This is a genomic window from Palleronia aestuarii (assembly GCF_003253995.1).
GTDB lineage: Bacteria > Pseudomonadota > Alphaproteobacteria > Rhodobacterales > Rhodobacteraceae > Palleronia > Palleronia aestuarii.
Genome location: NZ_QKZL01000003.1, coordinates 174,959 through 198,308 on the forward strand (window position 1 = coordinate 174,959; position 23,350 = coordinate 198,308).

A 23,350-nucleotide genomic window follows, 5' to 3' on the forward strand; every position below is an offset into this window, starting at 1 on the left:
CCATGGCCGAACCTGCCCCTACCTTTTCCGACGATCAAGCCGATGCCCATGCCCGTGTCGCCGACTGTCTGGCGGGTGCCGGCATCGATCTCGGCAGCCGCTCGCTGACCCCGCTCTCGGAGGGCCGGTCGCAGGTCGTCGCCGTGACCGGGAAGGCCGGATCTGGAAAGACGATGCTGCTCGCCGGCCTTTTTCGAGAGATGCGGGATGCTGGCGTCGAGATCGTGTCGGGTGATTACGAGGCACGCCGGCGCAAGGATCGGCGCACGCTGGCGATTCTCGCTCCGACCAACAAGGCCGCGAGCGTGCTGCGAGGGCGGGGCGTTCCTGCCACCACGATCCACCGCATCCTCTACACCCCCGTCTACGACCCGCAATACGAGAAGATCGCGGAATGGCTGGCCGGGCAAGGTGAGCGGCCGGAGATTCCGGAACTCGGCGACCAGGCGCTCGATCGGGCGCTGGCATTCTACACGATGAACAACTCGGTTCCCGGCGCGCTCGCCGCTGCCGGCCTCCGCGGCTCGGATTTCATCTCCGGCTGGAAGCGCCGGGAGGAACCGCTCGATATCGGCATGGTGGACGAAAGCTCCATGCTCGACGAGAAGCAGTTCGAGGACCTGAAGGAAATCTTTCCCACCCTCGTCCTCTTCGGCGATCCCGCGCAGCTCGCCCCGGTGCAGCATGCGGGCGAGATGGTCTTCGAGCGGTTGCCGCAGAAGGATCGCGTCTCGCTCGACAGGATCCACCGCCAGGACGCGGGTAATCCGATCCTCGATCTCGCTCATGCCCTCGGCGATCCGGATCTCACCTTCGAGGAATTCGAGCGGCAAGTCGAGGAAGCGGCGCGACGTGACGACCGGGTGGTCGTGGCCGGACGCGTGGAAGCGGCGAAGATGGCGCGCAGTCCCGTCCTCGTCTGGCGAAATGCGACGCGGATCCGGCTCATCCATGCCTTCCGGACGGCCTTCGGTGCCCCGGCGGATGCGCTCCTGCCGGGCGAGCCACTGATCTGCGACGGTATCGAATTGCCGCTCAAGCACCGCAAGAAGCGCATCGACTTGGAGGCGCGGGGCCTCATCAAGGGGGCGCAGGTCATCTATCTCGGCGACGGGACGCGGCCGGGTTTCTCGATCCTCCACGTCGTCGGCGCGCCGGAGCCGCGGGTCAACGTGGCCTCCATCGTCAAGATCGAGATGCCCGACGAAGAGGAGCCTTTCATCCCCTTCGCCGCAAGGATGGGCGCCACATTCCTTCACGGCGCGGCGGTCACGATCCACAAGGCGCAAGGGTCGCAATGGGATGAGGTGCAGGTCTTCGCGCCCGATCTCTGGGCCGCGGCGCGGGCGGGCCGGACGGAAGCGGGTCTGCCGCTGTGGAAGCGGCTTGCCTATGTCGCGATCACCCGCGCGGAGACGCGCCTCTTCTGGGTGATGCGCAATCGCCTGGCGAGGCCGGATGCGCCGCTTTCGACCGAAGACCTGACGCAGGCGCCGGCCCCGCTCGAGCTCAAGTCGCAGTCGGATGCGGCGGACTAACTCTGCAGGTAGCGGAAGGCGGCCGAGGCGCCCCATCCTGCACCGATCGCCAGGGCGATCGACAGCAACGCATAGATGAGCGGATCGTCATAGGCGAGATTGTAGAGAAACTTCTCCAGCCCGATCTTCTCGACATCGATGGCCGTGGAGGACGTCGCGACGATTTCCCCGTTCCTCGTCAGGAAGATACGGGAGATGTAGATCCCCTCTACGAGGTTGGCCGGAAGCGTAACGGTCGTGTTGAAAAGCGTTTCCTCGCGCAACTCCACCGCGTTGATATTCGTCTGGTAGAGGTTCACGTCTTTGCGGATCCGTATCAGGGCCTGGGAGAAGGCCGTCGCGTCGTTGACCTCCATCGGCGCGTCGATCGTTCCGATTACGCGGCGCGTCGTGATCCGGGCTCGTGCGTCGGCCTGGGTGTTCAGAAGCTGCGCGAGCGGCGCAGACGTGTTGATCGCATAGAAGCTCGGGGCCCGCGCGATCCGGACCGCTTCGCCGTTGACCCATATGAGCGCCCGCCGTTCCAGGCGACGGACCGTCAGCGGCTGTCCGGGTCCTTCCACCGTGACGATCACGCCGAGTTCGCCCTCGGGCGGGGATTGCTCGCGCTTGACGGCGCCGAAGATCAGGATCTCCGAGCCGTCGAAATTGGCCGAGATCGAGATCCTGCTGCTGCTCATCCCCGCGATCACCTCCTCCTGGGCGCTGGCGGAGGTCGTGAGGATCAGCAGGAGAAACAGCCAGCGGATCACGAGGCCTCCCTGCCGACGGAATAGAGTTCGTCGGGCCGGATCAGCAATTCGAGCGCCAGTTGCCCGCAGACACCCAGAACGATCACCGCGAGGAGAATGCGGAGTTGCTCCGCCTTCATAAGAAGGCCGATCCGGGTGCCGACCTGCGCGCCCACCACGCCGCCGATGATGAGAAGGACGGCCAGAAGCATGTCTACGGAATAATTCGTCATCGCGTGCAGGATGGTGGTGAACGCGGTCACGAAGAGGATCTGGAACAGCGAAGTGCCGACCACGACCTTCGTCGGCATCCCGAGGAGATAGATCATCGCGGGCACCATGATGAACCCGCCGCCCACGCCCATGATGGCCGCGAGCACGCCGACGGCAAGCCCGACAAGGGCCGGGGGGATCACGGAGATGTAGAGGCCCGAGGTGCGGAACTTGATCTTGAGCGGCAGCGCCTGGATCCAGTTGTGTTTGCGACGCTGCGGACGACGGCCCGCGCGCGTTCGCAGGATCGCGCGGAGCGATTCGACGAACATCAGGGCCCCGATCCCGCCGAGGAAGACGACGTAGCTCAGCCGGACGAGGAGATCGACCTGGCCGAGCTCACGCAGATACGCGAACAGCCAAATTCCGAGCGCGGCGCCCACGAGGCCACCCGCAAGCAGCACGGTACCCATGCGGATGTCGACGGTACGACGCCGCAGATGCGCCAGGAGCGCCGAGAAGGAGGACGCGACGATCTGGTTCGTGCTCGTCGCGACGGCAACGGCCGGCGGAATGCCGACGAAAAAGAGGAGCGGCGTGATGAGGAATCCGCCGCCGACACCGAACATGCCCGACAAGACACCGACGAGGCCCCCGATCCCGAGTAGGAGGATCGCGTTGATCGAGACCTCCGCGATCGGAAGATAGATCTGCATGGATCGTCGGATCCCCGTGAATTCGGCGCATCACCGCATGGATGCCCCCGCCATCATGGCATGCGTCACAGCATACGCAAAAGAGCGCGCAGGACATTCTCTAGCTTGTCGGCCGCCCGAAGCGCCATGGCCTTCGTGTGCTCGTGGCCGATTGCCTCGTCGCTCATCCCTGCGGCCATGTTCGTGATCGCCGAGATCGCACCGACCCGCAGGCCGAAAAACCGCGCCAGGATGACCTCGGGGACCGTCGACATGCCGACCGCGTCGGCGCCGAGAACGCGAATCGCCCGTATTTCGGCCGGGGTCTCGAAGCTCGGGCCCGAATACCAGGCGTAGACCCCCCGGTGTAGCGCCACGCCTGCTTCCTCCGCCGCCCGCGAGACATGACCGCGCAGCTCCGCGTCGTAGGCGTCCCCCATCGGCACGAATCTCGCCTCCGTCGGCTCCCCGATGAGCGGATTGAGGCCGGAGAAGTTGATGTGGTCCTCGATCAACATGAGACTGCCTGTCGGCATTTTCGGCACGAGCGATCCCGCCGCATTCGTCAGGAGAAGCGTCTTCGCCCCAAGTGCTGAAAGCACCTCCAGCGGCAAGCGCATCGCGTCAGCGCTCCCGCTTTCGTAGTAATGCGCGCGCCCGCCGAGGATCGCGATACGCCGACCCTCCAGCCGTCCGATCACGAGGCGTGGCGCGTGACCCGAAACGCCAGCTTCCGGAAAGCCCGGCAATTGCGCATAGTCGATCGAGACCCCGTCGACCGTATCGGCGAGATGCCCGAGGCCGGATCCGAGAATCAGGCCGGCGGAGATCGGCTCCGAGCCCGCGCGATCCTGGATGAACCGGGTCAGGTCCGATGCGACGCGCGACATCTCAGCGCTCCTTCACGTAGGGGACGCCCCCGGCCCGTGGCGGGGTGGCCCGGCCCACGAAACCCGCGAGGATCACCACGGTGAGGATGTAGGGCAGGGCGATGACGAAGGCGTTGGGGATCTCAACGATCCAGAGGTCGATCGTGGAATAGCGGTTCGAGACGGCCTGCAGGAAGCCGAAGAGGAGGCAGGCCCAGAGCGCGTACCAGGGGCGCCATTTCGCGAAGATGAGGGCGGCCAGCGCGATGAAGCCGCGCCCGGCCGTCATGTCCTGCGTGAAGCCCGCCGCGAGGCCGGTCGCGAGATAGGCGCCCGCGAGACCGCAAAGGAGCCCGCAGATCAGCACGGCGGCATAGCGTAGGCGGATGACCGAGACGCCCGCCGTATCGACCGCGCCGGGGTTCTCTCCCACCGCGCGGAGCCTGAGCCCGAAGCGCGTGCGGAAGAGAACGTACCAGGTCGCGGGCACGGCAAGGAGGCCCACATAGACCAGGATCGTGTGGCCCGAGAGAGCCTGAGCGTAGAGCGGTCCCAGAAGCGGGATACCGGAAAGCGCGTCCGCGAAGGGCAGGTCGATCGGTGCGAAACGCGCGGCGCCGGTGAGGGCCGGGGTCCGAGCGCCCTGAGCGAACCAGTCCTGCGCGATGAGCACCGTCGTGCCGGCCGCGAGGAAGTTCAGCGCCACGCCGGAAATGAGCTGATCGCCGCGGAAGGTGATCGAGGCAAGCCCGTGGATCGCCGCGAAGACGAGAGAGGCTGCGACCCCTGCAAGCAGGCCCAGCCAGACCGATCCCGTCGTGGCCGCGATCGCGGCGGAAAAGAAAGCCGCCACCAGCATCTTGCCCTCGAGCCCGATATCGAAAACCCCCGCACGCTCGGAGAAAAGGCCCGCGAGACAGGCGAGGAGGAGGGGCGTGGCCAGCCGGATGGAGCTGTCGAGTATCTGGACGATGGTGAGGAAATCCATGCCTCAGTCCCGCGCCGTGGCCATGCGGGGCACCGCGGGAGAAATGAAAGTGTCGAGCATTACCTCGATCCCGCGACGGGCCCAAGCCCATGCCGCGCGCACGATGGCAGAGAACAGTGGAAGCGCCCGGGCCGCATGGCAGAGAAAGGAGATCGCGAAGGCGCCCGCGACGAACGCCAGGTGCGTGAAGAGATTGCCGCCAGGCGTCGCCCCGATGGCCGCGATGGCCAGCAAGAAGACGATGGCCTTGGAGTTCGTGATCTGCAGGAGAAAACGCGAAAGAAACAGGCGGGCTGCCTCCCGCGCAGGAACCACCGCTTGCGTGACGGCACCCGGCGCAGGGGCCTTGCGGAACGACGTCCATGCAAGCCACGCTAGATAGGTCGCGCCGGCGACGCGGATCACGTTCATCGCCCAGGCGGGTTGCGACATCAGAAGGCCCGCGGTGAAGGCGGGCAGATGGGAGATGAGGTCGGTCATGTCCTCCGTCCTGAGAGTCGGCGATGCGCTGTCATTCGGCGGGAGCTCCGGGTTCGGGCGCGCGTCGACCGAAGCGCAGGAACACCCGCTCCAGGGGACTGCGCGTCATGCCGTCGAGCGCGCCGGTGAAGAGGATCACCAATGCCTGGATCACCACGACCATGTCGCGCGGTACGCTCGTCTCGAATTCGAGTTCCGCACCGCCCTGGTAGAGCGCGCCGAAAAGGATCGCGGCAAGGAGCACCCCCACCGGATGCGACCGGCCCATGAGCGCCACTGCGATGCCGACGAAGCCCGCGCCGAGGACGTTGTCCTGCAGGAGACGCTGCTGCTCGCCCATGACCGCGTTTATCGCCATGAGCCCCGCGAGCGCGCCAGAGATCAGCATGGCGAGCATGGTGATGCGGAAGGGCGAGATACCGGCATAGAGCGCCGCGGGCTCCGAATGACCGAAGGCGCGGATCTCGTAGCCAAGGCGTGTCCGCCAGAGCAGGAGCCAGACGAGCCAGGCTGCGAGGAGCGCAACGAGGAAGGTCACGTTGAGCGGCGAGTAGCCGAAATCGACGCCGATCACCGCGAAGATGTCGCGTGCGGTGGGAAGGTATGCCCCTTCGGGAAAGCGCGCCGTCTCGGGCGCCATGCCTGGCGCCTTGAGGATCCCCACGAGAAGATAGACGAGGAGCGCAGAGGCGATGAAGTTGAACATGATCGTCGTGATGACGATGTGCGAGCCCCGTCGCGCCTGGAGATAGGCCGGGATCGCCGCCCAGCCCGCCCCGAAAAGCGCGCCGCCCAGGATCGCGGCGGGCAGCGCGAGCGTCCAGTGCGGCCACGGCACCGCCAGACAGACGAGCGCCACGCCGAGCGAGCCGAATTGCGCCTGTCCCTCGCCGCCGATGTTGAAGAGCTTGGCGTGAAAGGCCACGGCCACGGCGAGACCGGTAAAGATGAAGTTCGTCGCGTAGAAAAGCGTGTATCCCCAACCATAGGTGGAGCCGACCGCGCCGTCGACCATGATGCGCATTGCCTCGAACGGGTTCTGGCCGATGAGGGCCACCACGATCCCCGAGACGATGAGCGCGAGGAGGAGATTGAGGATTGGGACGAGCGCGATATCGGCCCAGCGCGGAAGCTTCTCCATCAGCCGACCTTCCCGTGCACATGGGCGAGGTTTCCCTCCACCTCGGCATGGGTATGGCCGCGATCCGTATCGGTGATCCCCGCCATCATCAGTCCGAGCTCCCGCTCATCGGTCTGGGACGGAAGGCGCTCGCCCATGATGCGGCCGTCGAACATGACCGCGATCCGGTCCGACAGCGACAGGATCTCGTCGAGTTCGACGGAGACGAGAAGGATCGCCTTGCCTGCATCGCGCAGGGCCACGATCTGCTGATGGATGAACTCGATCGCGCCGATATCGACGCCACGTGTCGGCTGACCCACGAGGAGGAGATCGGGATCGCGCTCGAGCTCCCGCGCGATGACGATCTTCTGCTGGTTGCCTCCCGAGAAATTCTTGGCCGTCTGCCAGCAATCCGCGGGCCGCACGTCGAATTTCGCGATCTTGCGTTCCGTGTCGCGACGCAGCGCGTCATTGTCCATCAGGAGCCCGCGGTTATAGGCGGGATCGGCGTGATATCCGAAGGCCACGTTCTCCCACGCGTGGAAATCCATGATCAGCCCCTCGTGCTGCCGGTCCTCCGGCACATGCGCGATCCCGCGGGCACGGCGCGTACGCGCATCGGCCCGCGGACCGACCAGGTCGAGCTCGTCCCCGTTCACGCGGACCCGGCCGGTGCCGCTTCGCATCCCGCCAAGCACTTCCAGAAGCTCCGACTGACCGTTGCCCGCCACGCCCGCGATGCCGAGGATCTCGCCCGCCCGAACGTCGAGGGAGATGCCGCGCAGACGCTCCACCCCGCTGCCGTCGACGACCCGCAAATCCTCGATCTCAAGAACCCTGGCGCCCGGCTGCGCTGCCTTTTTCTCCACGCGCAAGAGCACCTTGCGCCCCACCATCAACTCCGCGAGCTCTTCCGGGCCCGTCTCAGCGGTCTTGACCGTCGCCGTCATCTCGCCGCGACGCATCACGGAGACGGTGTCGGTGATCTCCATGATCTCCCTCAGCTTGTGGGTGATGAGGATGATCGTCTTGCCCTCGCGTTTCAGGCCTTCGAGGATCCGGAAGAGGTGATCGGCTTCCGACGGAGTGAGGACGCCCGTCGGCTCGTCGAGGATCAGGATATCGGCCTGCCGGTAGAGGGCCTTCAGGATCTCCACCCGTTGCTGCATGCCGACGCCGAGATCCTCGATCCGCGCGTCGGGATCGACCTGCAATTCGTAATCTTCGGAAAGCTGCTTCAGGAGCGTGCGGGCCTTGCCGAGAGAGGTGGTCAGCAGCGCGCCTTCCTCCGCGCCGAGGACGATGTTCTCCAGCACGGTGAAGTTCTGCACCAGCTTGAAGTGCTGGAACACCATGCCGATGCCCGCGCGGATCGCGGCCTGGCTGTCGGGAATGTCGGTGCGTTCGCCACGGATGAAGATCTCGCCGCGATCGGCGCGGTAGAATCCGTAGAGGATCGACATCAGCGTCGATTTGCCGGCGCCGTTCTCCCCGATGATGCCGTGGATCGTCCCTGGCATCACGCGGATCGCGATGTCCTTGTTCGCCTTCACGGCGCCGAAGGACTTCGAGATGCCCCTGAGCTCGATCGCGGGGTCGCTCATCTATGCTCTCCCTGACCGACAGGCGGCAACGGGAGAAGGGCGCGTCTTAGCGAGCGCGCCCCCGTCCCGTACTTCATCTCAAACCGGGCAGCTGTCGTCGGACGTGTAATCGTGCACCTCGATCTCGCCGGAGATGATCTGCTGTTTCGCCTCTTCGACGGCGGACCGCATGTCGTCGGTCACGAGTTCCTCGTTGTACTCGTCCAACGCTACGCCCACGCCATCGTCCTCGAGGTCCTTGACCTGGATTCCGGTCTCGAACGTACCGGCTTCCGCCGCATTGAAGGCATCGTAGACGGCATTGTCGACCCGCTTGACCATCGAGGTCAGCATCGTGCCCGGATGGAGGTAGTTCTGGTTGCTGTCCACCCCGATCGCCTCGATCCCCTCGTCGGCGGCGGTCTGCAGCACGCCCACCCCGGTGCCGCCCGCCGCGGCGAAGACGACGTCGGAGCCTTGGCCGATCTGCGCGCGGACGAGTTCGCCGCCCTTCACCGGATCGTTCCAGGCCGCGGGCGTGGTCCCGGTCATGTTCTCGATCACCGTGATGTCGGGGTTCACTGCCTTCGCCCCCTGCGCGTAGCCACAGGCGAACTTGCGGATGAGCGGGACGTCCATGCCGCCCACGAAGCTCACCGTACCCGTCTCGGACGCCATCGCGGCCATCATGCCGACGAGATAGCTGCCCTCGTGCTCGGAGAAGACGATCGATTGCACGTTCGGCTGCTCGACGACCATGTCGACGATCGCGAAATCGGTATCGGGATAGTCGGGCGCCACCTTCTCGAGCGTCGAGGCGTTGGCGAAGCCCAGAACCACGATGGGGTTGGCGCCGCGCTCGGCCATGCGCCGCATCGTCTGTTCCCGCTGCGCTTCAGATTGAAGCTCCGTCTCCATGTAGCTTTCGCCGGTCTCCTCCGACCAGCGCATGGCGCCGTTATAGGCGGATTCGTTGAACGACTTGTCGAATTTGCCGCCGAGGTCGATGATCAGGCCCGGCTCGGCCAGCGCGGCACCCGCGCAGAGCGCCAGAGCGGCGGCACCGGACATCGTCTTGGTGAAACCCATTTGGAAAACTCCCTGAAACTGCGGCGGCCCGCCTCGGGGGCCGGCCGGGCGACGCGGTTTCCCGCGCCGGCGACATGGCGGGATTAAGGCCGCAGGCCTCGGGAGAATCAAGCGAGTTCTCGACGATCTCGCGCCCTCGCGAGGCACCTGCCTGCGGATCGGGCGCCCGACACCGCATCAGGGGCACAATGCACGGCTGAGCAGGAGCGCGTCGATCCGTTGGGCGCCGTCGGCGTAGTAGCCCCGGCGCAGACCGGTCCGGGCATAGCCCGCACGGGCGTAGAGCGCGCGTGCCGCAACGTTCGTCTCGGCGACCTCGAGGAAAGCGGTGACCGCGCCTCGCATGCGCGCCGCGGCGTGGTAACGCGAGAGGCAATCGCGTCCCTTGCCCTGCCGCTGAGCCGCGGGATCGATCGCCAGGGTCAGAAGCTCCGCCTCGTCCGCCACGACACTGCCGAGGGCGAAACCCTGCGGTACTTCGACGACGAACGTCCCCGACAGATCGAGCATCGCGGCGAATTCGTCAGCGGACCATGGCCGGGGGATTCGGAGGGCGGCGCGGTGGATTGCCGCCATCTCGTCCGGCGTCACGGAACGATCGGGGGAGGCATCTCCCGCGGCGGGGCTGCGTCGGCGGCCCGGGCGTAGAGCGGGGCGGGCCGGGAAAAGGGCGGGCCCCCACCGAACCGGCGCATCGCCTCGCGTCCGAGCGATCGGGGCAGATCGGCGATATGCCGCGGACGCCCCGTGCCGCCGAGCCGAAGGGCGAGATCCTCCGCTCGATGGCCAAGTATGACCGTTCCGTCGGGAAGATCGCGGGGGAGGATCGGCTCGTCCCCATCGAAGGTAAATGTCTGCGTTGATCCGTCCCCGGGGCGAAGCTCGGCGTAGACTTGCCCGCGCGGCGCGGGAAGACAGGTCAGGACCGGGTCTGGAACCTCCTCCTCCGCATGGCGCAGAATGTCGAACATGCTGATGCCCAAGGCCGGGCGGCCGGTCGCGAGGGCGAGGCCGCGCGCTGCGGCCACGGCAATCCGCGTTCCGGTGAAGTTTCCGGGACCGATCCCCACGCCGAATGCATCGATACCGTTCCAGCCGAGCCCCGCACCGCGAAGAAGGTCCGTCAGGATCGGCATGAGAGCTTCGGCCTGTCCGCGCTCCATCGCCTGAAAGCGGGTTTCCGCGATCGCGTCATCGCGAACGAGAACGGCCGCGCAATGCGCGGCCGAGCTGTCGAAGGCAAGAAGAGCGGGCATCAGACGCCGATCGGGCGCACCTCGACCACTTCGGGAATGTAGTGGCGCAGCAGGTTCTCGATCCCCATCTTGAGCGTCAGCGTGGAAGAGGGGCAGCCTGCGCACGCACCTTGCATGTGGAGATAGACCACGCCGCGCTCGAAGCCGTGGAAGGTGATGTCGCCGCCATCCTGCGCGACGGCGGGGCGGACGCGCGTGTCGAGGAGTTCCTTGATCTGCACCACGATCTCTCCGTCGGGACCGTCGTGCGACGCGTGACCGCCGGTCGCATCGGCATCGCCCGCCATCACCGGTTGACCCGACTGGAAATGCTCCATGATCGCGCCAAGGACCTGCGGCTTGATGTGGTCCCACTCCACCATGTCGTCCTTCGTCACGGTGACGAAGTCGTTGCCCAGAAACACCCCGGTCGTGCCCTCGACCGCGAAGATCCGGGTGGCGAGCGGAGAGGTTCCAGCGGTTTCCGGCTCTGGAAAGTCGGCCGTGCCGGTCTCCAGCACGGTCTGGCCGGGCAGGAACTTCAGCGTCGCCGGATTCGGCGTGGATTCGGTCTGGATGAACATCGGAGCGACCCCTTCGTCAGGAGAACCTCATATGCCGTCCCGGCCCGTCACTGTCAACCGTTTGGAACGATTCTAAAGTGTCGCCGCCATGCGGATCGCGAGGAGCGTTCCCATGAGGACGGGCTGGTGCAGGAGGTAGATTGCAAGCGAATGTCGACCGAGGAAGGCGAGCGGATCGGTTGTCATCGCGCGGCGCCCGGTCGGCAGGAAACGGCCCGCGAGGAGCCCCGCGAGTACGGCCGCGAACCAGGGAAAGATCGGCTCGTAGTCGAAGGAGGGCGGCGGCGCGGGATCGAGGCCCAGCGGATAGAGCGCTGGGTGGGAGAAGAGTGGCGAGGTCAGGAGCGGTGCTGCGACGAGTACCGCCACGATCGCCACGGCGACGACCCAGCTCGGGGCGCGCAGGAACGGGATCGCGAGGACGCTGAAGGTTGCGATCGCGTGCAGGATGCCGAAACGGATCGGGTAGGGCATCGCGATCCACGTCGCGAGCGTGATCGCGGCCGCGGCAAGGCAGAGGAGACCCAGCCGCCGCAGGAATGGCCGGGCGCGCAGGCTGGTGCCGAACGCGATCTGCAGCGATACGCCTGATAGCAGCAGGAACGTCCCCGCGATCGAGATCGCGAAGAGGCGCCAGCCCGATCCCGATCCCACTGGCCAATCGACGAAGCCGAGAAAGGACAGGTCGAACGATCCGTGGAACACGATCATCGCGAGGAGCGCCACGCCCCGCGCCCGGTCGAGCCAGGTAATGCGATGCGGCGGCGCGGCGGAGAGCGTCGTGGCGGTCACGTGATCATTTCGAGCTGTTCCTTGCTGAGATCGCCCGGAACGATTGTCAACGGGATGGGCAGCCCGCCCGCGTTTCGCGACAATTGCGAGACGAGGGGGCCCGGCCCCCCCTTCTGGTTGCTCGCCCCAAGGACCAGAACCCCGATATCCGGATCGTCTCGGATCTGCGCGAGGATCTGCGGCACCGGCTCTCCCTCGCGGATGACGAGGTCTGGGGCGACGTTCTGACGGTCGCGCATCCACTTGGCGAAGACTTCGAAATGCGCGTGAATCCGGTCGCGCGCCTCCTCCCGCATGATGTCGCCGACGCCGATCCAGTGGTTGAATTCGTCGGGCGGGATGATCGAGAGAATCTGGACCCCGCCACCCGTTTTCGCGGCGCGCATGGCCGCGAAACGCATCGCGTTGAGGCATTCGCGCGTGTCGTCGAGAATGACCAGGAATTTACGCATGGCTTGCTCCGCCGGATCGGGGCGCATGATGTCGCAGCCTTGCGCCGGTGTCCATCGATGGCATCTGCGTCTCTCACCGGCTCGAAAGCGCCCAGTCCCAGTAGAGTTCGCGAGCGCGGCGGGCGACGGGACCGATTTCGTAGGTTCGCTCGTCGAAGGCCGTCACCGCGGTGATCTTCGACATGTTGCCCGTGAGGAAGACCTCGTCGGCCTCCCGTACCTCGTCGAAGCCGATAACGCGCTCGCGCACCTCCACCCCGTCCGCGGCGAGATTGGCGATGTGGCGGGCGCGGGTGATCCCGGCGAGGAACGTACCGTTCGGGATCGGGGTGGAGACGGCCCCGTCCTTTACGATGAAAACGTTGGCCGTGGCGCTCTCCGCGACATTGCCCATCGCATCCGCGACGAGGGCGTTGCCGAACCCCTTCGTCTGCGCCTCGCGCAGCATTCGCGCGTTATTCGGGTAGAGACAGCCCGCCTTCGCGTTGACCACGGCACTCTCGAGGACCGGGCGGCGGAACCGCGTGGTCGTCAGCGTCGTCGTGCTTTCACCCGCGGGCAGCGGGATCGCTTCGAGACAGACGCAGAACCCGGTCCGGTCGGGAGCGGGCGCGATCGCGCCGGCGCCGCCGTCGATCCCCCAGTACATCGGCCGGATATAGAGAGCCGCATCCCTGGGGTAGAGCGCGAGACCTTCGCGGACGATCTCGACCATCTCTTCCGCGCCGATCGTGGGCGTCAGCATCAGGGCGCGGGCGGAGGCGTTCACGCGCTGGCAATGGGCAAGAAGATCGGGCGCCACGCCATGCGCGTAACGCGCCCCGTCGAAGACCGAGGAGCCGAGCCAGGCGCCGTGATCGGCCGCGCGCATCACCAGCGCGTCGCCCTCGTGCCAGGTGCCTTCGAAGTAAGTGCGGATGTCCGAACCGACCGCCATGATGAATCCTCCCGGGCGCGCAACATCCCCTAACATCCGAGATCGAAGGGGGGAACCACCTGACGGAATGCGACGTTCGCCTTAGCGAAGCCGTCGTTGAACTTGGATCGAGACGATTGACGCCGCGGTTTCGCGAAGACGGACGTACGGTCGATAGTACAGCGCCTTTCGGGCATGGACCGCAGGAACTAATCGCCGTAAAAGAGTGCCGGGGGTTCGTTCATGGCTGCAGCATCGTAAAGGTTTCCTCCTCTTCGACCGAAATGTGGGACCAAAACGCAGAATGATGAAGACATCCGTCCGAAAGATACAGATCGTGAGCTTTCTCTGCGCTCACCTGCCGTTCCTCTGCGTCGGGCTTTATCTTGTCTACGCGGATATTCCAGGCCAGTGGACTCTTGCGGGCATCATGTTCCTTGCGACCCTGTTCGCCGCGGTCTTCCTGTGGAAGTTCATCGGCAACGTCCTGGCGCCCGAAACCTCCTTTAAGGGCGCTTGATCTTCAGAGCAGCAGAAGGGCGAGGAGGAGAAGGGCCGCGGCCTTCACAGCGAGCGTCATCCAGGTGAGGCGCCTGTATTCGGGGGCGAAGATCGAGGAGATCACATCGCGAATCCTCGATCGTCGGCTCGGAGGCGTTCCGAAAAGTTCGTCGCAGACATGATCAAGGACCGAGCCGGAGGGACGAACCTCTTCGACACAGAGTTCTGCGATCTGGGTGAAGTGCAGCTGCCAGAGGCGGAACTCCCTTTGGAAGTCGAGATCCCCGGCAAGCAGGTGCATCGCTTCACGCCGATCGGTCCCGTCGAGGAGGTCGAGCGCATATTCCGCGGCAAGTACTGATCTCTCTCTCGAATCCACGATGTCCGCCGCTGGCGTTGAACCTACGCCGCAATGCAACGTGAGAGCAATAACGTAAGACGCGAAGGAAAAGTTGCAACTCGCGGTCCAGATGCCGGATCGGCCGCGCGTGGCGGCCCGGTCTAAGCCCCGTCGATCCGTCGATGTTCAGCGCACCATGCCGACCAGATCGAAGGTTTGCGCCAGGATCGGGGCGGCAATCGCCCGTGCCCGCTCCGACCCGCGGGCGAGCAGCCTATCGATCTCCGCGGGATCCTGCATCAGGCGCGACATCTCCGTCGCGATGGGTGCGAGCTTCGCGACGGCGAGATCCGCGAGGACGGGCTTGAACCGGGAGAATTCCTGACCCGCGACCTCCCCGAAGGCCACCTCCACCGAACGATCCGAGAGCGCGGCATAGATGTTGACGAGGTTGCGAGCCTCCGGACGGTCCTTCAGCCCGTCGAGGCTTTCGGGCAGGGGATCGGGATCCGTCCGCGCCCGGCGGATCTTTTTCGCGATCGCATCGGCATCGTCGGTCATGTTGATCCGGCTCGCGTCCGAGGGATCGGATTTCGACATCTTCTTCGTGCCGTCGCGCAGGCTCATCACCCGCGTCGCCGCGCCCTCGATGACCGGCTCCGTGATCGGGAAGAAATCGACACCGTAATCGTGGTTGAACTTCGCCGCGATGTCGCGCGTAAGCTCGAGGTGCTGCTTCTGATCCTCGCCCACGGGGACGTGTGTCGCGTGGTAGACCAGGATATCGGCGGCCATCAGCGCGGGGTAGGCGAAGAGGCCGAGCGAGGCTTCCTCCGCGTTCTTGCCGGCCTTCTCCTTCCACTGCGTCATCCGGCGCATCCAGCCCATGCGGGCCACGGTATTGAAGATCCAGGCAAGCTGCGCGTGCTCGGGCACCTGGCTCTGATTGATGAGGATCGATTTCTCGGGATCGACACCGGAGGCCAGGAACCCGGCGGCCAGCTCGCGGGTATTGTGGCGCAGCCGCTCGGGCTCCTGCCAGACGGTGATCGCGTGCATGTCGACCATGCAGTAGATCGTCTCGTGCGTGCCGGCCTCCTGCATCTCGACGAAGCGACGGATCGCGCCCAGGTAATTGCCGAGGGTCAGCCCGCCCGAGGGCTGGATGCCGGAGAAGACGCGCGGGGTGAAGCTCGGCTCGGACATGGGCGGACTCGCTGGATAATCGGGTTCGCCTCGCTTACCGATGGGGTCCAAGACCGTCAAGGAAGCCCCCATGCGCCCAGCCCACACCGAGAACCCGTTCAATGCGATCCCGACCGTGGTCCTGATCCTCGTCGTCGCGATCGGGGGGATCGAGATCGTCTTCCAGCTTGCCGAGCGGGGCCTCCTCGGTGGTGCGTCCGGCGTGGGCTGGCGGATCGAGGCGCTCAACGCCTTCGCCTTCTCGCCTGCGCTCTTCGACCGGATGGTGGAGACGAATACCTGGCCGCCGCGCGCGCTCCTGCGCTTCGTGAGCTATGCCTTCGTCCATTACAACTTCACGCACGTGCTCTTCGTACTCGTCTTCCTGCTGGCCCTCGGCAAGATGGTGGCGGAGACCTTCTCCTCCTGGGCGGTCGTCGTGGTTCTCGCGGCCTCCGCGATCGGCGGCGCCCTAGGCTACGCGCTCCTCGCGCCGGGCCAGATCGCGCTCGTTGGCGGGTATCCCGCCGTCTACGGGCTCATCGGGGCCTACACTTTCATCCTGTGGGTCGGGCTCGGCGCGGCGGGGCAGAACCGCTCGCGCGCCTTCACGCTCATCGCGTTCCTCCTCGGCATCCAGCTCGCCTTCGGCCTGCTCTTCGGCGGGGGATACGACTGGATCGCGGACCTTTCGGGTTTCGCCACGGGCTTCGCGATGAGCTTTCTGGTCTCTCCCGGTGGCTGGCACCGGGTAATGCAGCGGCTTCGACAGCGCTGAGCCGTCAGCGGCGCACTATCCCCTTTAGTTCGCCGAGAGACAGGGCGCCGACGAGCTGACCGATCACGGCGTAGCTGACGATCCCCGCCCCGATCAGGATGCCGAGGGCGAGGAATTGCCACGCGCCGAGACCGAGGAGCGCCCCGAGCAGGATTTGCGTGATCCAGAGGCAGATGCCCATCCCGACAGAGGCCAGGAGGATCCGGGGCATCCGTCTGCGGAACCGGTCGTCGAGCCGTGCCGCTTCCCCCATCGGACGCGCGCGGCGGATGAGGAGGATCGCCATCGCCCAGCCCGCGAGCGTCGTGCCGAGCGCCGCGGCGAGGAACCCGATCACCGGCGCCAGGCCGATCGCGACGAGCGCGTTGATGACGAGCGCCCAGAGCGCGAAGTGGAACGGCGAGCGTGTGTCCTCCCGCGCGAAATAAAGCGGCTGCCAGACCTTCTGGAGCACGAAGGCGGGCAGGCCGAGCCCGTAGACGGCGAGCGCCGCGGCCGTCGCCGCCGCATCGTCGGCGTCGAAGGCGCCACGTTGGAAGAGCGTGGTCGAGAGTGGCAGGGGAATGACGAGGAACGCCACCGCGCAGGGTACCGTGAGGACCAGTGCGAACTCCGCGGCGCGACTCATCGCGTGCTGGCCGCCCGCCGTGTCCTCCGCCCGGAGGCGTCGTGACAGGTCGGGGAGGAGAACCACCCCGATGGCGATGCCGACGACGCCGAGCGGCAGCTGGTAGAGACGGTCGGCATAGGAGAGCCACGCCACCGCGCCATCGAAGAAGCTCGCGACCTGCCGGCCCACGAGGAGGTTGACCTGCACGACGCCGCCCGCGAGTGCCGCGGGCGCCGCGATGCGCGCGAGCCGCCTCATGTCGGGCGTAAGCCGGGGGCGGGTGATCGTCAGCTTGAACCCGGCCCGCGCCGCGGCCCACCAGACGAGCGCGAACTGCACCGCCCCGGCGAAGGGCACGGAGAAGGCGAGCGTGTCGCCCACGCGGAGGCCCAGAAGGTTGTCGATCCCGATCCCGAGTCCGTCGGTGATCGGCCGGCCCATCGCCCATCCGACCAGCATCGAGGCGATGAAGACGATGTTGAGGAGGACGGGCGCGGCGGCGGCGGCGAGAAACCGGCCATTCGCGTTCAGGACGCCCGAGAGGAGCGCCGCGAGCGAGATGAAGAGGATGTAGGGAAACGCGATGCGCCCGTAGATTACGGCCAACGGGAAGCGCTCGTCGCCCGCGAAGCCCGAGGCCATGGCGTAGACGAGAAGCGGCATGAAGATCACGCCCAGGATCGTGAAGAGCGTGAGGATCAGCAACATGCCGGAGAACGCGTCCTGCGCGAATTCGCGTGGATCCTCGCCCCCTTCGAGGCGCTTCGAGAACATCGGCACGAAGGCCATGTTGAACGCGCCTTCGGCGAAGAAGCGGCGGAACATGTTGGGCAGTGCGAAGGCGATGAGGAACGCCTCGGCCACCACGCCGGTGCCGAGGAAGGCGGCGATCAGGATGTCGCGGGCGAACCCCACGATGCGGCTCACGAAGGTCCAGACACCGACGGTGAGAAAGCCGCGCATCAGGCGGGGCGGGGCAGGGGCTTTCATGCACGATCTCCAGCGGTTTGGGCCGCTATGGAATGCGGTGGGGAAGGAGGCAAGGGCGCCCGAGCGCCTCAATCGGGTTCGGGAGGATGGCAGGCCGCGGCCTGCCTCACGCGACCGTCCGCGTCGGACCAGAGGGTCTCCGCGGCGCGGACGCCGTCGTGGTTGCGATAGACGATCGTGAGGACGCCCGCGCCCACGAACAGGTCCTCGATGCGGAAGGCCAGGTTCGGCTGGCGGGCGAGCGCGGCGGACCGGTAGGCGGCGAGGGCCACCTTGCCGCGGACCTCTCCGTCGCCGGTCAGCGCTTCCGCCTTGCGGGACCGAAAGACGATGTCGTCGCCATAATGCTCCAGGATGCGGTCGAGGTCGTGGCTGTTCCAGCCAGCCTCCCATTCCGCGGCGAAAGCTTTCGCATCCATCTCAGCGTCGCGCCCGCTCCGCGCCCCTGTCGATCGATTCGCGCAGCTTGCGTTCCAGCCCCTTGCGCTTGGATTCGGAATAGAGCTTCAGGCCGAACATGTCCTTGACGTAGAACGTATCGACGACCTGCGCGCCGTAGGTGGCGATGACGGCGCTCGCGATAGAGATGTTCGCGTTCGCGAGGACGCGGGTCAGGTCGTGGAGGAGTCCGGGGCGGTCGCGCGTATCGACCTCGACGATCGTGTAGATCTCCGAGCCTTCGTTGTCGAAGGCGATGTTGGTCGGGACGCGGAAATTGCGCTCCCGTTTTTTGATCCGGTCGCGGTCGGTGAGGCCGTCGCGGGCGATCACTTCGCCACGCAGGGTCTTCGATATCGTGGTGCGCAACCGCGGCAACCGCTGCGCGTCGTAGGGATGGCCGTCACCGTCCTGCACCCAGAAGACCGCCGTGGCATAGCCGTCCTTCGATGTATAGGTCCGCGCATCCACGACGTTCGCCCCGACGAGCGCGAGGGCGCCCGCGAGGCGGGAGAAGATGCCGGGATGGTCCGACATGGCAAAGCAGATCCGCGTGGCATCGCGGTCGACGTCGTCGGTGACGTCGATACGGATCTCGTCGGCCCCGATATCGCGCAGCATCCGGGCAAAGGCCTTGTGGGACGACAGACCGAGCCCCTGCCAGTAGGGCGGATAATGACGCTGCGTCTCGATCCGGACGTCGCGGCGGTCCCAATCGGAGAGCGCGTCGCGCAGGCGCGTCCGCGCCTCGTTGCCGCGATTCTCCCGATTGAGCGCCTCGAGCCCGTTCTCGAGCGCGTGCGACGTCTCCGTATAGAGACGCTTCAGCAGCTGTCCCTTCCAGTTGTTCCACGTGCCCGGCCCGACGCCGCGAATGTCGCAGACGGTGAGGATCGTCAGCAGATCCAGTCTTTTGCGCGTCCGCACCGCCTTGGCGAAGTCGCGGATCGTGCGCGGGTCGCTCAGGTCGCGTTTCTGCGCCATGTCCGACATCAGGAGGTGGTAGCGCACCAGCCATTCAACCGTCTCGGCATCTTGCCGGCCGAGGCCGAGGCGCGGTCCGACCTTGCGCGCGATGCGGGCGCCGACGACGGAATGATCCTCAGGACGGCCCTTCCCGGTGTCGTGCAGAAGAAGCGCGATATAGAGCACCTTGCGGTTCACACCGCCTTTGAGGATGGCCGTGCAGACCGGCAGTTCCTCTGCGAATTCCCCGCCCTCGATCCCGCGGAGATGGCGGATGCACTGGATGGTGTGTTCGTCCACCGTGAAGTGATGGTACATATTGAACTGCATCATCGCGACGATCGGTTCGAACTCAGGCAGGAACGCCCCCAGGACGCCGAGTTCGTTCATCCGCCTCAGGGCGCGGTCGGGAAACTGGTGCTTCAGAAGCAGATCGAGGAAGATCCGCACGGCCTCTGGATCGTTCCGCATCTCGTCGTCGATGAGCGACAGATGCGAGGCGATCGTCCTCATCGCGTCGGGATGGAGCAGCAACCCGGTCCTGAGCGCTTCCTCGAAGATACGCAGGATGTTCAGCTTGTCCGACAGGAACGCCGCCTCGTCCGCGTAGGATAGCCGGTTCTGAAGGATCGCGAAGCCCGGCTTCACGGGCTTGCGGCGGCGGAAGAATCCGATGAGTTTCGGCGGCGCCTTGATGAAATCGGCTTCGAGGCTCGCCAGGAGGATACGGGTGAGTTCCCCCACGCGGGTCGCGTGACGGAAGTAGTCCTGCATGAATTGCTCGACGGCCCGGCGGCCCGCGCGATCCTGATACCCCATCCGTTCCGCGACCTCGACCTGAAGGTCGAAGGCCAGCTGGTCCATCGCGCGGCCAGTGATCAGGTGAAGGTGGCAGCGTACGGCGAGAAGGAACGATTCTGCGCGGACGAAGCTCTCGAATTCGTCCTGCGTGTAGGTTCCTCGGGCGACAAGCTCGGCGGCGTCCTGCACGCCATTCACGTACTTCGCGATCCAGAAAAGGGTCTGCAGGTCGCGCAGGCCCCCCTTGCCCTCCTTCACGTTGGGCTCGACGACGTAGCGCTGTCCCCCCTGCCGCTCGTGACGCTCGGTGCGTTCGGCGAGCTTGGCGACGATGAAGTCGCCCCCGGTCCCCGTGAAGAGCTCGCCCCAGAGCGTCGTCTGCAGCTCCGTGGCCAAAGCCTTGTCGCCGGCAAGGAAGCGGTGCTCGAGAAGGGAGGTGCGGATCGTGTAATCGTCCCGTCCAAGCCGCACGCAATCACGGACCGTTCGCGAGGCGTGGCCCACCTTCAGCTTCAGGTCCCACAGGATGTAGAGCATCGATTCGATGACGGACTCGGCCCAGCTCGTGAGCTTCCAGGGGCTGAGGAAGAGCAGGTCCACATCCGAGAAGGGCGCCATTTCCGCCCGTCCGTAGCCGCCGACGGCGAAGATCGCGAGATGCTCGCCCTCGGTCGGAGAGTTGCACGGATGCAGATGCGTGAGGACGATCTCGTGGACCATCTCCACGATCCGGTCGGTGAGCCAGCTATAGGCCGACACGGTTGCGCGAGAGTCGAGCGGTGCCGCCGCGAAGGCCGCCTCGATCTCGGCGCGTGCCGTGGATCGCGCCGCTTTCAGATGCTCGACCACGACCGCCCGCACGGTCGCGGGCGTGGCATCGGGCGAAAGGTCCGCCTCGATCACCGCACGAATGGCTGCCGCGTCGAACAGCCGTTCGCCCGGGACGATGAGCCCCTTGGGGGCGCGATGCGTGTCGTCGGGTCCCGCGGCGGTGCTAGTAGCCGCCGGAACCGAAACGCCTTGGGGCAGGGTCAAGGATGACCACCTGATTGTTCTGGACCTGAGCGACGGCGAGTCCGCGCTGATTGGTGCCGTTGGGAAGAAGCCGGAAGACACCGGTCGCCCCCGCGAAGCCCGAGGGTTGGGTGAGCCCCACGGCATTGAGCGCCGAGCCGTTGGCCGCGAGGGACCCGACCGCCTGTACGGCGTCGTAGGCGAGGCCCGCGAGCGGATGCGGTGCGCTTCCGTAGGCCGCACGGTAGCGGGCCTCGAACTGCGCCTGCACGCTTTGGTCGGGCAGGGTGAAGAGTCCGCCCTGCAATCCCGGGAGCGAGAGCGCCTGCGGGGCCGCATTCCAGCGCGTAAGGCCGAGATAGCGGGTCTGCGCGGGATCGATGCCGTTCTCGGGGAGGGTCGATGCAATCAAAGGAAGGTCGCTGTCGACGTTCGCGGTAAGGAACACGGCATCCGCGCCCGTCTGCTCGATTGCCTCCGCGATGCGCGGACCGGCCTCCACGATGCCCTGCTGGGAAAGCGGATAGCCCTGCACCGTCGCCACGCTGAGGCCTGCGGACCGCGCCGCGTCGACGATCGCGTCGCGTCCCGCATTGCCCGAGACGTCGTCGGCGTGGACGACGGCTATGGAACTGCGCCCGTTCCGCGCGGCATAGGAGGAAAGGCGCGACGCGATATCGTTGAAGGTCGGGCCCAGGACGAAGACGTTGCCGCCCGCCACCGCGGTGTTGTTGGAGAACGACAGGACGTTGATGCCGCTGCCCGCGGCCACCCGTGCGGCTTCGGTCGTGTTCTGCGCATAGAGGGGGCCGAGGATGATCTGCGCCCCCTCGGTGATGGCCTGCGAGGCCGCGGCCGTGGTGCCCGACGCGGTGTCGTAGACCGTGAGATCGATCTGCGCCCCGACGAGATCGGATGCCGCGAGCCGCGCCGCATTCTCGAGCGAGCGCGCCACGTCCGACGCGCCGCCGGTATCGCCCAGGGGAAGAAGCATCGCGACCTCGACCGGCGCATTGCCACCCACGGTCGGACCCGAAAGCGGACCGCGAACCGGGAGGGGGCCGCAGGCGGCGAGCGATCCGAGGGTCAGGAGCGAGAGGAGGCGCAGACCCAGCGGCTTGCGCAGGGCAGACAAAAAGGCAACCATCGGTCGAACTCTCCCTGTGACGAGACCGTCTTTTTCGTGAGCGACCCTATGCCCTCCCTTGCGTGGTGTAAATCGGATGACGGGCTGTGAGTGCGCCCCCGCTCGCTCCCGGCCTCTATCTCGTGGCGACGCCGATCGGCTCGGCGCGCGACATCACGCTCCGTGCGCTCGACATCCTCGCTTCGGCCGATGTGCTGGCCGCCGAGGATACACGGACGCTCCGCAAGCTGATGGAGATCCACGGGATCGCGCTCGGGGACCGGAAGATCCTCGCCTATCACGATCATAACGGCGCTGCGATGCGGCCGAGGATCCGCGCGCTGGTGGAGGAGGGGCTGTCGGTCGCCTATGCCTCCGATGCGGGCACGCCGCTCGTCGCCGATCCGGGTTTCCAGCTCGCCCGCGAACTCGGCGCGGCGGGTCTGCCGGTCACGACCGCGCCGGGCGCCTCCGCCGCCCTCGCCGCGCTCAGCCTCGCGGGGCTGCCCACCGATCGCTTCCTCTTCGCGGGGTTTCTGCCTCCCACCGATGCCGCCCGCGCCCGCGCGCTCGAGGACCTCGCCAGCGTCCCGGCCACGCTGATCTTCTTCGAGGCGCCGAAACGCGTGTTGCGGACGCTGAAGGGCCTGCGGGAAGTGCTCGGGGATCGCGACGCGGCCCTCTGCCGGGAATTGACCAAACGGTTCGAGGAGGTGCGGCGCGGCCGGCTCTCCGAGCTCGTGGCGGGGTGCGAGGCCGACCCGCCGCGCGGAGAGATCGTGCTGGTGATCGACCGCGACCGCGCGGGGGCGGACGAGGGGCGGGTGGAGACGGCCTTGCGCGAGGCCCTGAAGACGATGCGCGTAAAGGACGCCGCGCAGGCCGTCTCCGACGCCTACCGCGTGCCGCGCCGCGACGTCTATCAGCTGGCGCTCAGCTTCGGGCGCGAGGAATGAGCGGCGCCATCGGACATCACGCGGGCGCGGCGGCCGAGGAGATCGTTGAGCGTCATTACGAGGCGCTGGGCTTCGCGCTCGCCCATCGTCGCTGGCGCGGGAAGGGCGGGGAGATCGACCTGATCCTGCGCGATGGCGATACCGTGGTCTTCGTCGAGGTGAAGCTCGCCCGAAGTCACGCGAAGGCCGCCGAGAAGGTTCAGGGCCCGCAGATCGCCCGGCTCTTCGATGCCGCGGAAGAATTCCTGGGCGGCGAGCTCGCCGGCACGCTGACCGAGGCGCGCTTCGACGTGGCGCTCGTCGATGCGCGCGGGGTCGTGGAGATCCGGGAGAACGCCTTCCTCTAGGCCATTGCCC

At 66.5% G+C, this 23,350-nt stretch carries 25 protein-coding genes; 6 read left to right on the forward strand and 19 right to left on the reverse strand.

Going from position 1 to position 23,350, the window contains the following annotated elements; genetic code table 11:
• Positions 1–2: 2 nt before the first annotated feature.
• On the forward strand, positions 3–1,538 hold the full coding sequence (locus LX81_RS04925) for an ATP-dependent DNA helicase (RefSeq protein ID WP_111536181.1): 1,536 nt from the start codon (positions 3–5) through the stop codon (positions 1,536–1,538).
• Here LX81_RS04925 and LX81_RS04930 read toward each other — a convergent pair.
• The 14 genes from LX81_RS04930 to LX81_RS04995 all read right to left on the reverse strand — a co-directional run bounded on the left by LX81_RS04930 (position 1,535) and on the right by LX81_RS04995 (position 13,309).
• Complete coding sequence (locus LX81_RS04930; RefSeq protein WP_234822493.1) at positions 1,535–2,290, reverse strand: TIGR02186 family protein; 756 nt, start codon at positions 2,288–2,290, stop codon at positions 1,535–1,537. The two genes, LX81_RS04925 and LX81_RS04930, sit on opposite strands and share 4 nt — an antisense overlap.
• Positions 2,287–3,198 carry a sulfite exporter TauE/SafE family protein gene (locus tag LX81_RS04935; protein ID WP_111536182.1) on the reverse strand — a complete coding sequence of 304 codons (912 nt, stop codon included), beginning with the start codon at positions 3,196–3,198 and terminating at the stop codon, positions 2,287–2,289. The genes LX81_RS04930 and LX81_RS04935 overlap by 4 nt, the downstream gene beginning before the upstream one ends.
• A 65-nt stretch (positions 3,199–3,263) precedes the next feature.
• Complete coding sequence (locus LX81_RS04940; protein ID WP_111536183.1) at positions 3,264–4,067, reverse strand: purine-nucleoside phosphorylase; 804 nt, start codon at positions 4,065–4,067, stop codon at positions 3,264–3,266.
• Position 4,068: 1 nt separating this feature from the next.
• Positions 4,069–5,034 carry an ABC transporter permease gene (locus LX81_RS04945; RefSeq protein ID WP_111536184.1) on the reverse strand — a complete coding sequence of 322 codons (966 nt, stop codon included), beginning with the start codon at positions 5,032–5,034 and terminating at the stop codon, positions 4,069–4,071.
• Between the two features lie 3 nt (positions 5,035–5,037).
• Positions 5,038–5,514, reverse strand: a complete 477-nt coding sequence (locus LX81_RS04950) for a LysE family translocator (protein ID WP_111536185.1) — start codon at positions 5,512–5,514, stop codon at positions 5,038–5,040.
• Positions 5,515–5,545: 31 nt separating this feature from the next.
• Positions 5,546–6,655, reverse strand: a complete 1,110-nt coding sequence (locus LX81_RS04955; protein ID WP_111536186.1) for an ABC transporter permease — start codon at positions 6,653–6,655, stop codon at positions 5,546–5,548.
• Positions 6,655–8,241 carry an ABC transporter ATP-binding protein gene (locus LX81_RS04960; protein WP_111536187.1) on the reverse strand — a complete coding sequence of 529 codons (1,587 nt, stop codon included), beginning with the start codon at positions 8,239–8,241 and terminating at the stop codon, positions 6,655–6,657. Before LX81_RS04960 ends, LX81_RS04955 begins: the two co-directional genes overlap by 1 nt.
• A 78-nt stretch (positions 8,242–8,319) precedes the next feature.
• Positions 8,320–9,309 (reverse strand): BMP family lipoprotein, encoded by a 990-nt coding sequence (locus LX81_RS04965; protein ID WP_111536188.1) that lies wholly within the window; start codon positions 9,307–9,309, stop codon positions 8,320–8,322.
• Between the two features lie 177 nt (positions 9,310–9,486).
• A complete protein-coding gene (locus LX81_RS04970; RefSeq protein WP_111536189.1) occupies positions 9,487–9,900 on the reverse strand; it encodes a GNAT family N-acetyltransferase in 414 nt (137 codons plus the stop codon).
• Positions 9,897–10,565, reverse strand: coding sequence for a tRNA (adenosine(37)-N6)-threonylcarbamoyltransferase complex dimerization subunit type 1 TsaB (tsaB, locus tag LX81_RS04975; protein ID WP_111536190.1), 669 nt, complete (start codon positions 10,563–10,565; stop codon positions 9,897–9,899). The genes LX81_RS04970 and tsaB overlap by 4 nt, the downstream gene beginning before the upstream one ends.
• Positions 10,565–11,128 (reverse strand): NifU family protein, encoded by a 564-nt coding sequence (locus tag LX81_RS04980; protein WP_111536191.1) that lies wholly within the window; start codon positions 11,126–11,128, stop codon positions 10,565–10,567. The genes tsaB and LX81_RS04980 overlap by 1 nt, the downstream gene beginning before the upstream one ends.
• 72 nt (positions 11,129–11,200) lie before the next feature.
• Positions 11,201–11,920, reverse strand: coding sequence for a heparan-alpha-glucosaminide N-acetyltransferase (locus LX81_RS04985; RefSeq protein ID WP_111536192.1), 720 nt, complete (start codon positions 11,918–11,920; stop codon positions 11,201–11,203).
• On the reverse strand, positions 11,917–12,372 hold the full coding sequence (locus LX81_RS04990; RefSeq protein ID WP_111536193.1) for a universal stress protein: 456 nt from the start codon (positions 12,370–12,372) through the stop codon (positions 11,917–11,919). The genes LX81_RS04985 and LX81_RS04990 overlap by 4 nt, the downstream gene beginning before the upstream one ends.
• Before the next feature lie 73 nt (positions 12,373–12,445).
• Positions 12,446–13,309, reverse strand: coding sequence for a branched-chain amino acid aminotransferase (locus LX81_RS04995; RefSeq protein WP_111536194.1), 864 nt, complete (start codon positions 13,307–13,309; stop codon positions 12,446–12,448).
• 316 nt (positions 13,310–13,625) lie between these two features.
• Between LX81_RS04995 and LX81_RS05000 the strand changes: the two genes are divergently transcribed.
• Complete coding sequence (locus LX81_RS05000; RefSeq protein ID WP_146259389.1) at positions 13,626–13,808, forward strand: hypothetical protein; 183 nt, start codon at positions 13,626–13,628, stop codon at positions 13,806–13,808.
• Between the two features lie 159 nt (positions 13,809–13,967).
• Complete coding sequence (locus tag LX81_RS22475) at positions 13,968–14,150, forward strand: hypothetical protein (protein ID WP_111536196.1); 183 nt, start codon at positions 13,968–13,970, stop codon at positions 14,148–14,150.
• Positions 14,151–14,315: 165 nt separating this feature from the next.
• On the opposite strand, the gene trpS is transcribed toward LX81_RS22475, so the two are convergent.
• Positions 14,316–15,335: a tryptophan--tRNA ligase gene (trpS, locus tag LX81_RS05010; protein WP_111536197.1), complete on the reverse strand. Its 1,020-nt coding sequence runs from the start codon at positions 15,333–15,335 to the stop codon at positions 14,316–14,318.
• Positions 15,336–15,405: 70 nt separating this feature from the next.
• Between trpS and LX81_RS05015 the strand changes: the two genes are divergently transcribed.
• Positions 15,406–16,092, forward strand: a complete 687-nt coding sequence (locus LX81_RS05015) for a rhomboid family intramembrane serine protease (RefSeq protein ID WP_111536382.1) — start codon at positions 15,406–15,408, stop codon at positions 16,090–16,092.
• Positions 16,093–16,096: 4 nt separating this feature from the next.
• On the opposite strand, the gene murJ is transcribed toward LX81_RS05015, so the two are convergent.
• The 4 genes from murJ to LX81_RS22695 form a co-directional block, all read right to left on the reverse strand.
• Entirely contained in the window at positions 16,097–17,692 is a 1,596-nt protein-coding gene (gene murJ, locus LX81_RS05020) for a murein biosynthesis integral membrane protein MurJ (RefSeq protein WP_111536198.1), read from the reverse strand.
• Positions 17,693–17,760: 68 nt separating this feature from the next.
• A complete protein-coding gene (locus LX81_RS05025) occupies positions 17,761–18,111 on the reverse strand; it encodes a nuclear transport factor 2 family protein (protein ID WP_111536199.1) in 351 nt (116 codons plus the stop codon).
• 1 nt (position 18,112) lies between these two features.
• A complete protein-coding gene (locus LX81_RS05030) occupies positions 18,113–20,932 on the reverse strand; it encodes a [protein-PII] uridylyltransferase (protein ID WP_373280268.1) in 2,820 nt (939 codons plus the stop codon).
• Positions 20,892–22,058, reverse strand: a complete 1,167-nt coding sequence (locus LX81_RS22695) for a penicillin-binding protein activator (RefSeq protein WP_111536201.1) — start codon at positions 22,056–22,058, stop codon at positions 20,892–20,894. The genes LX81_RS05030 and LX81_RS22695 overlap by 41 nt, the downstream gene beginning before the upstream one ends.
• 86 nt (positions 22,059–22,144) lie before the next feature.
• Here LX81_RS22695 and rsmI point away from each other — a divergent pair, with 86 nt between their 5' ends.
• Together rsmI and LX81_RS05045 are read left to right on the forward strand one after the other, a co-directional pair.
• Positions 22,145–22,993: a 16S rRNA (cytidine(1402)-2'-O)-methyltransferase gene (gene rsmI, locus LX81_RS05040; RefSeq protein WP_111536202.1), complete on the forward strand. Its 849-nt coding sequence runs from the start codon at positions 22,145–22,147 to the stop codon at positions 22,991–22,993.
• Entirely contained in the window at positions 22,990–23,340 is a 351-nt protein-coding gene (locus LX81_RS05045; protein WP_111536203.1) for a YraN family protein, read from the forward strand. Before rsmI ends, LX81_RS05045 begins: the two co-directional genes overlap by 4 nt.
• The last annotated feature ends 10 nt before the right edge of the window (positions 23,341–23,350 follow it).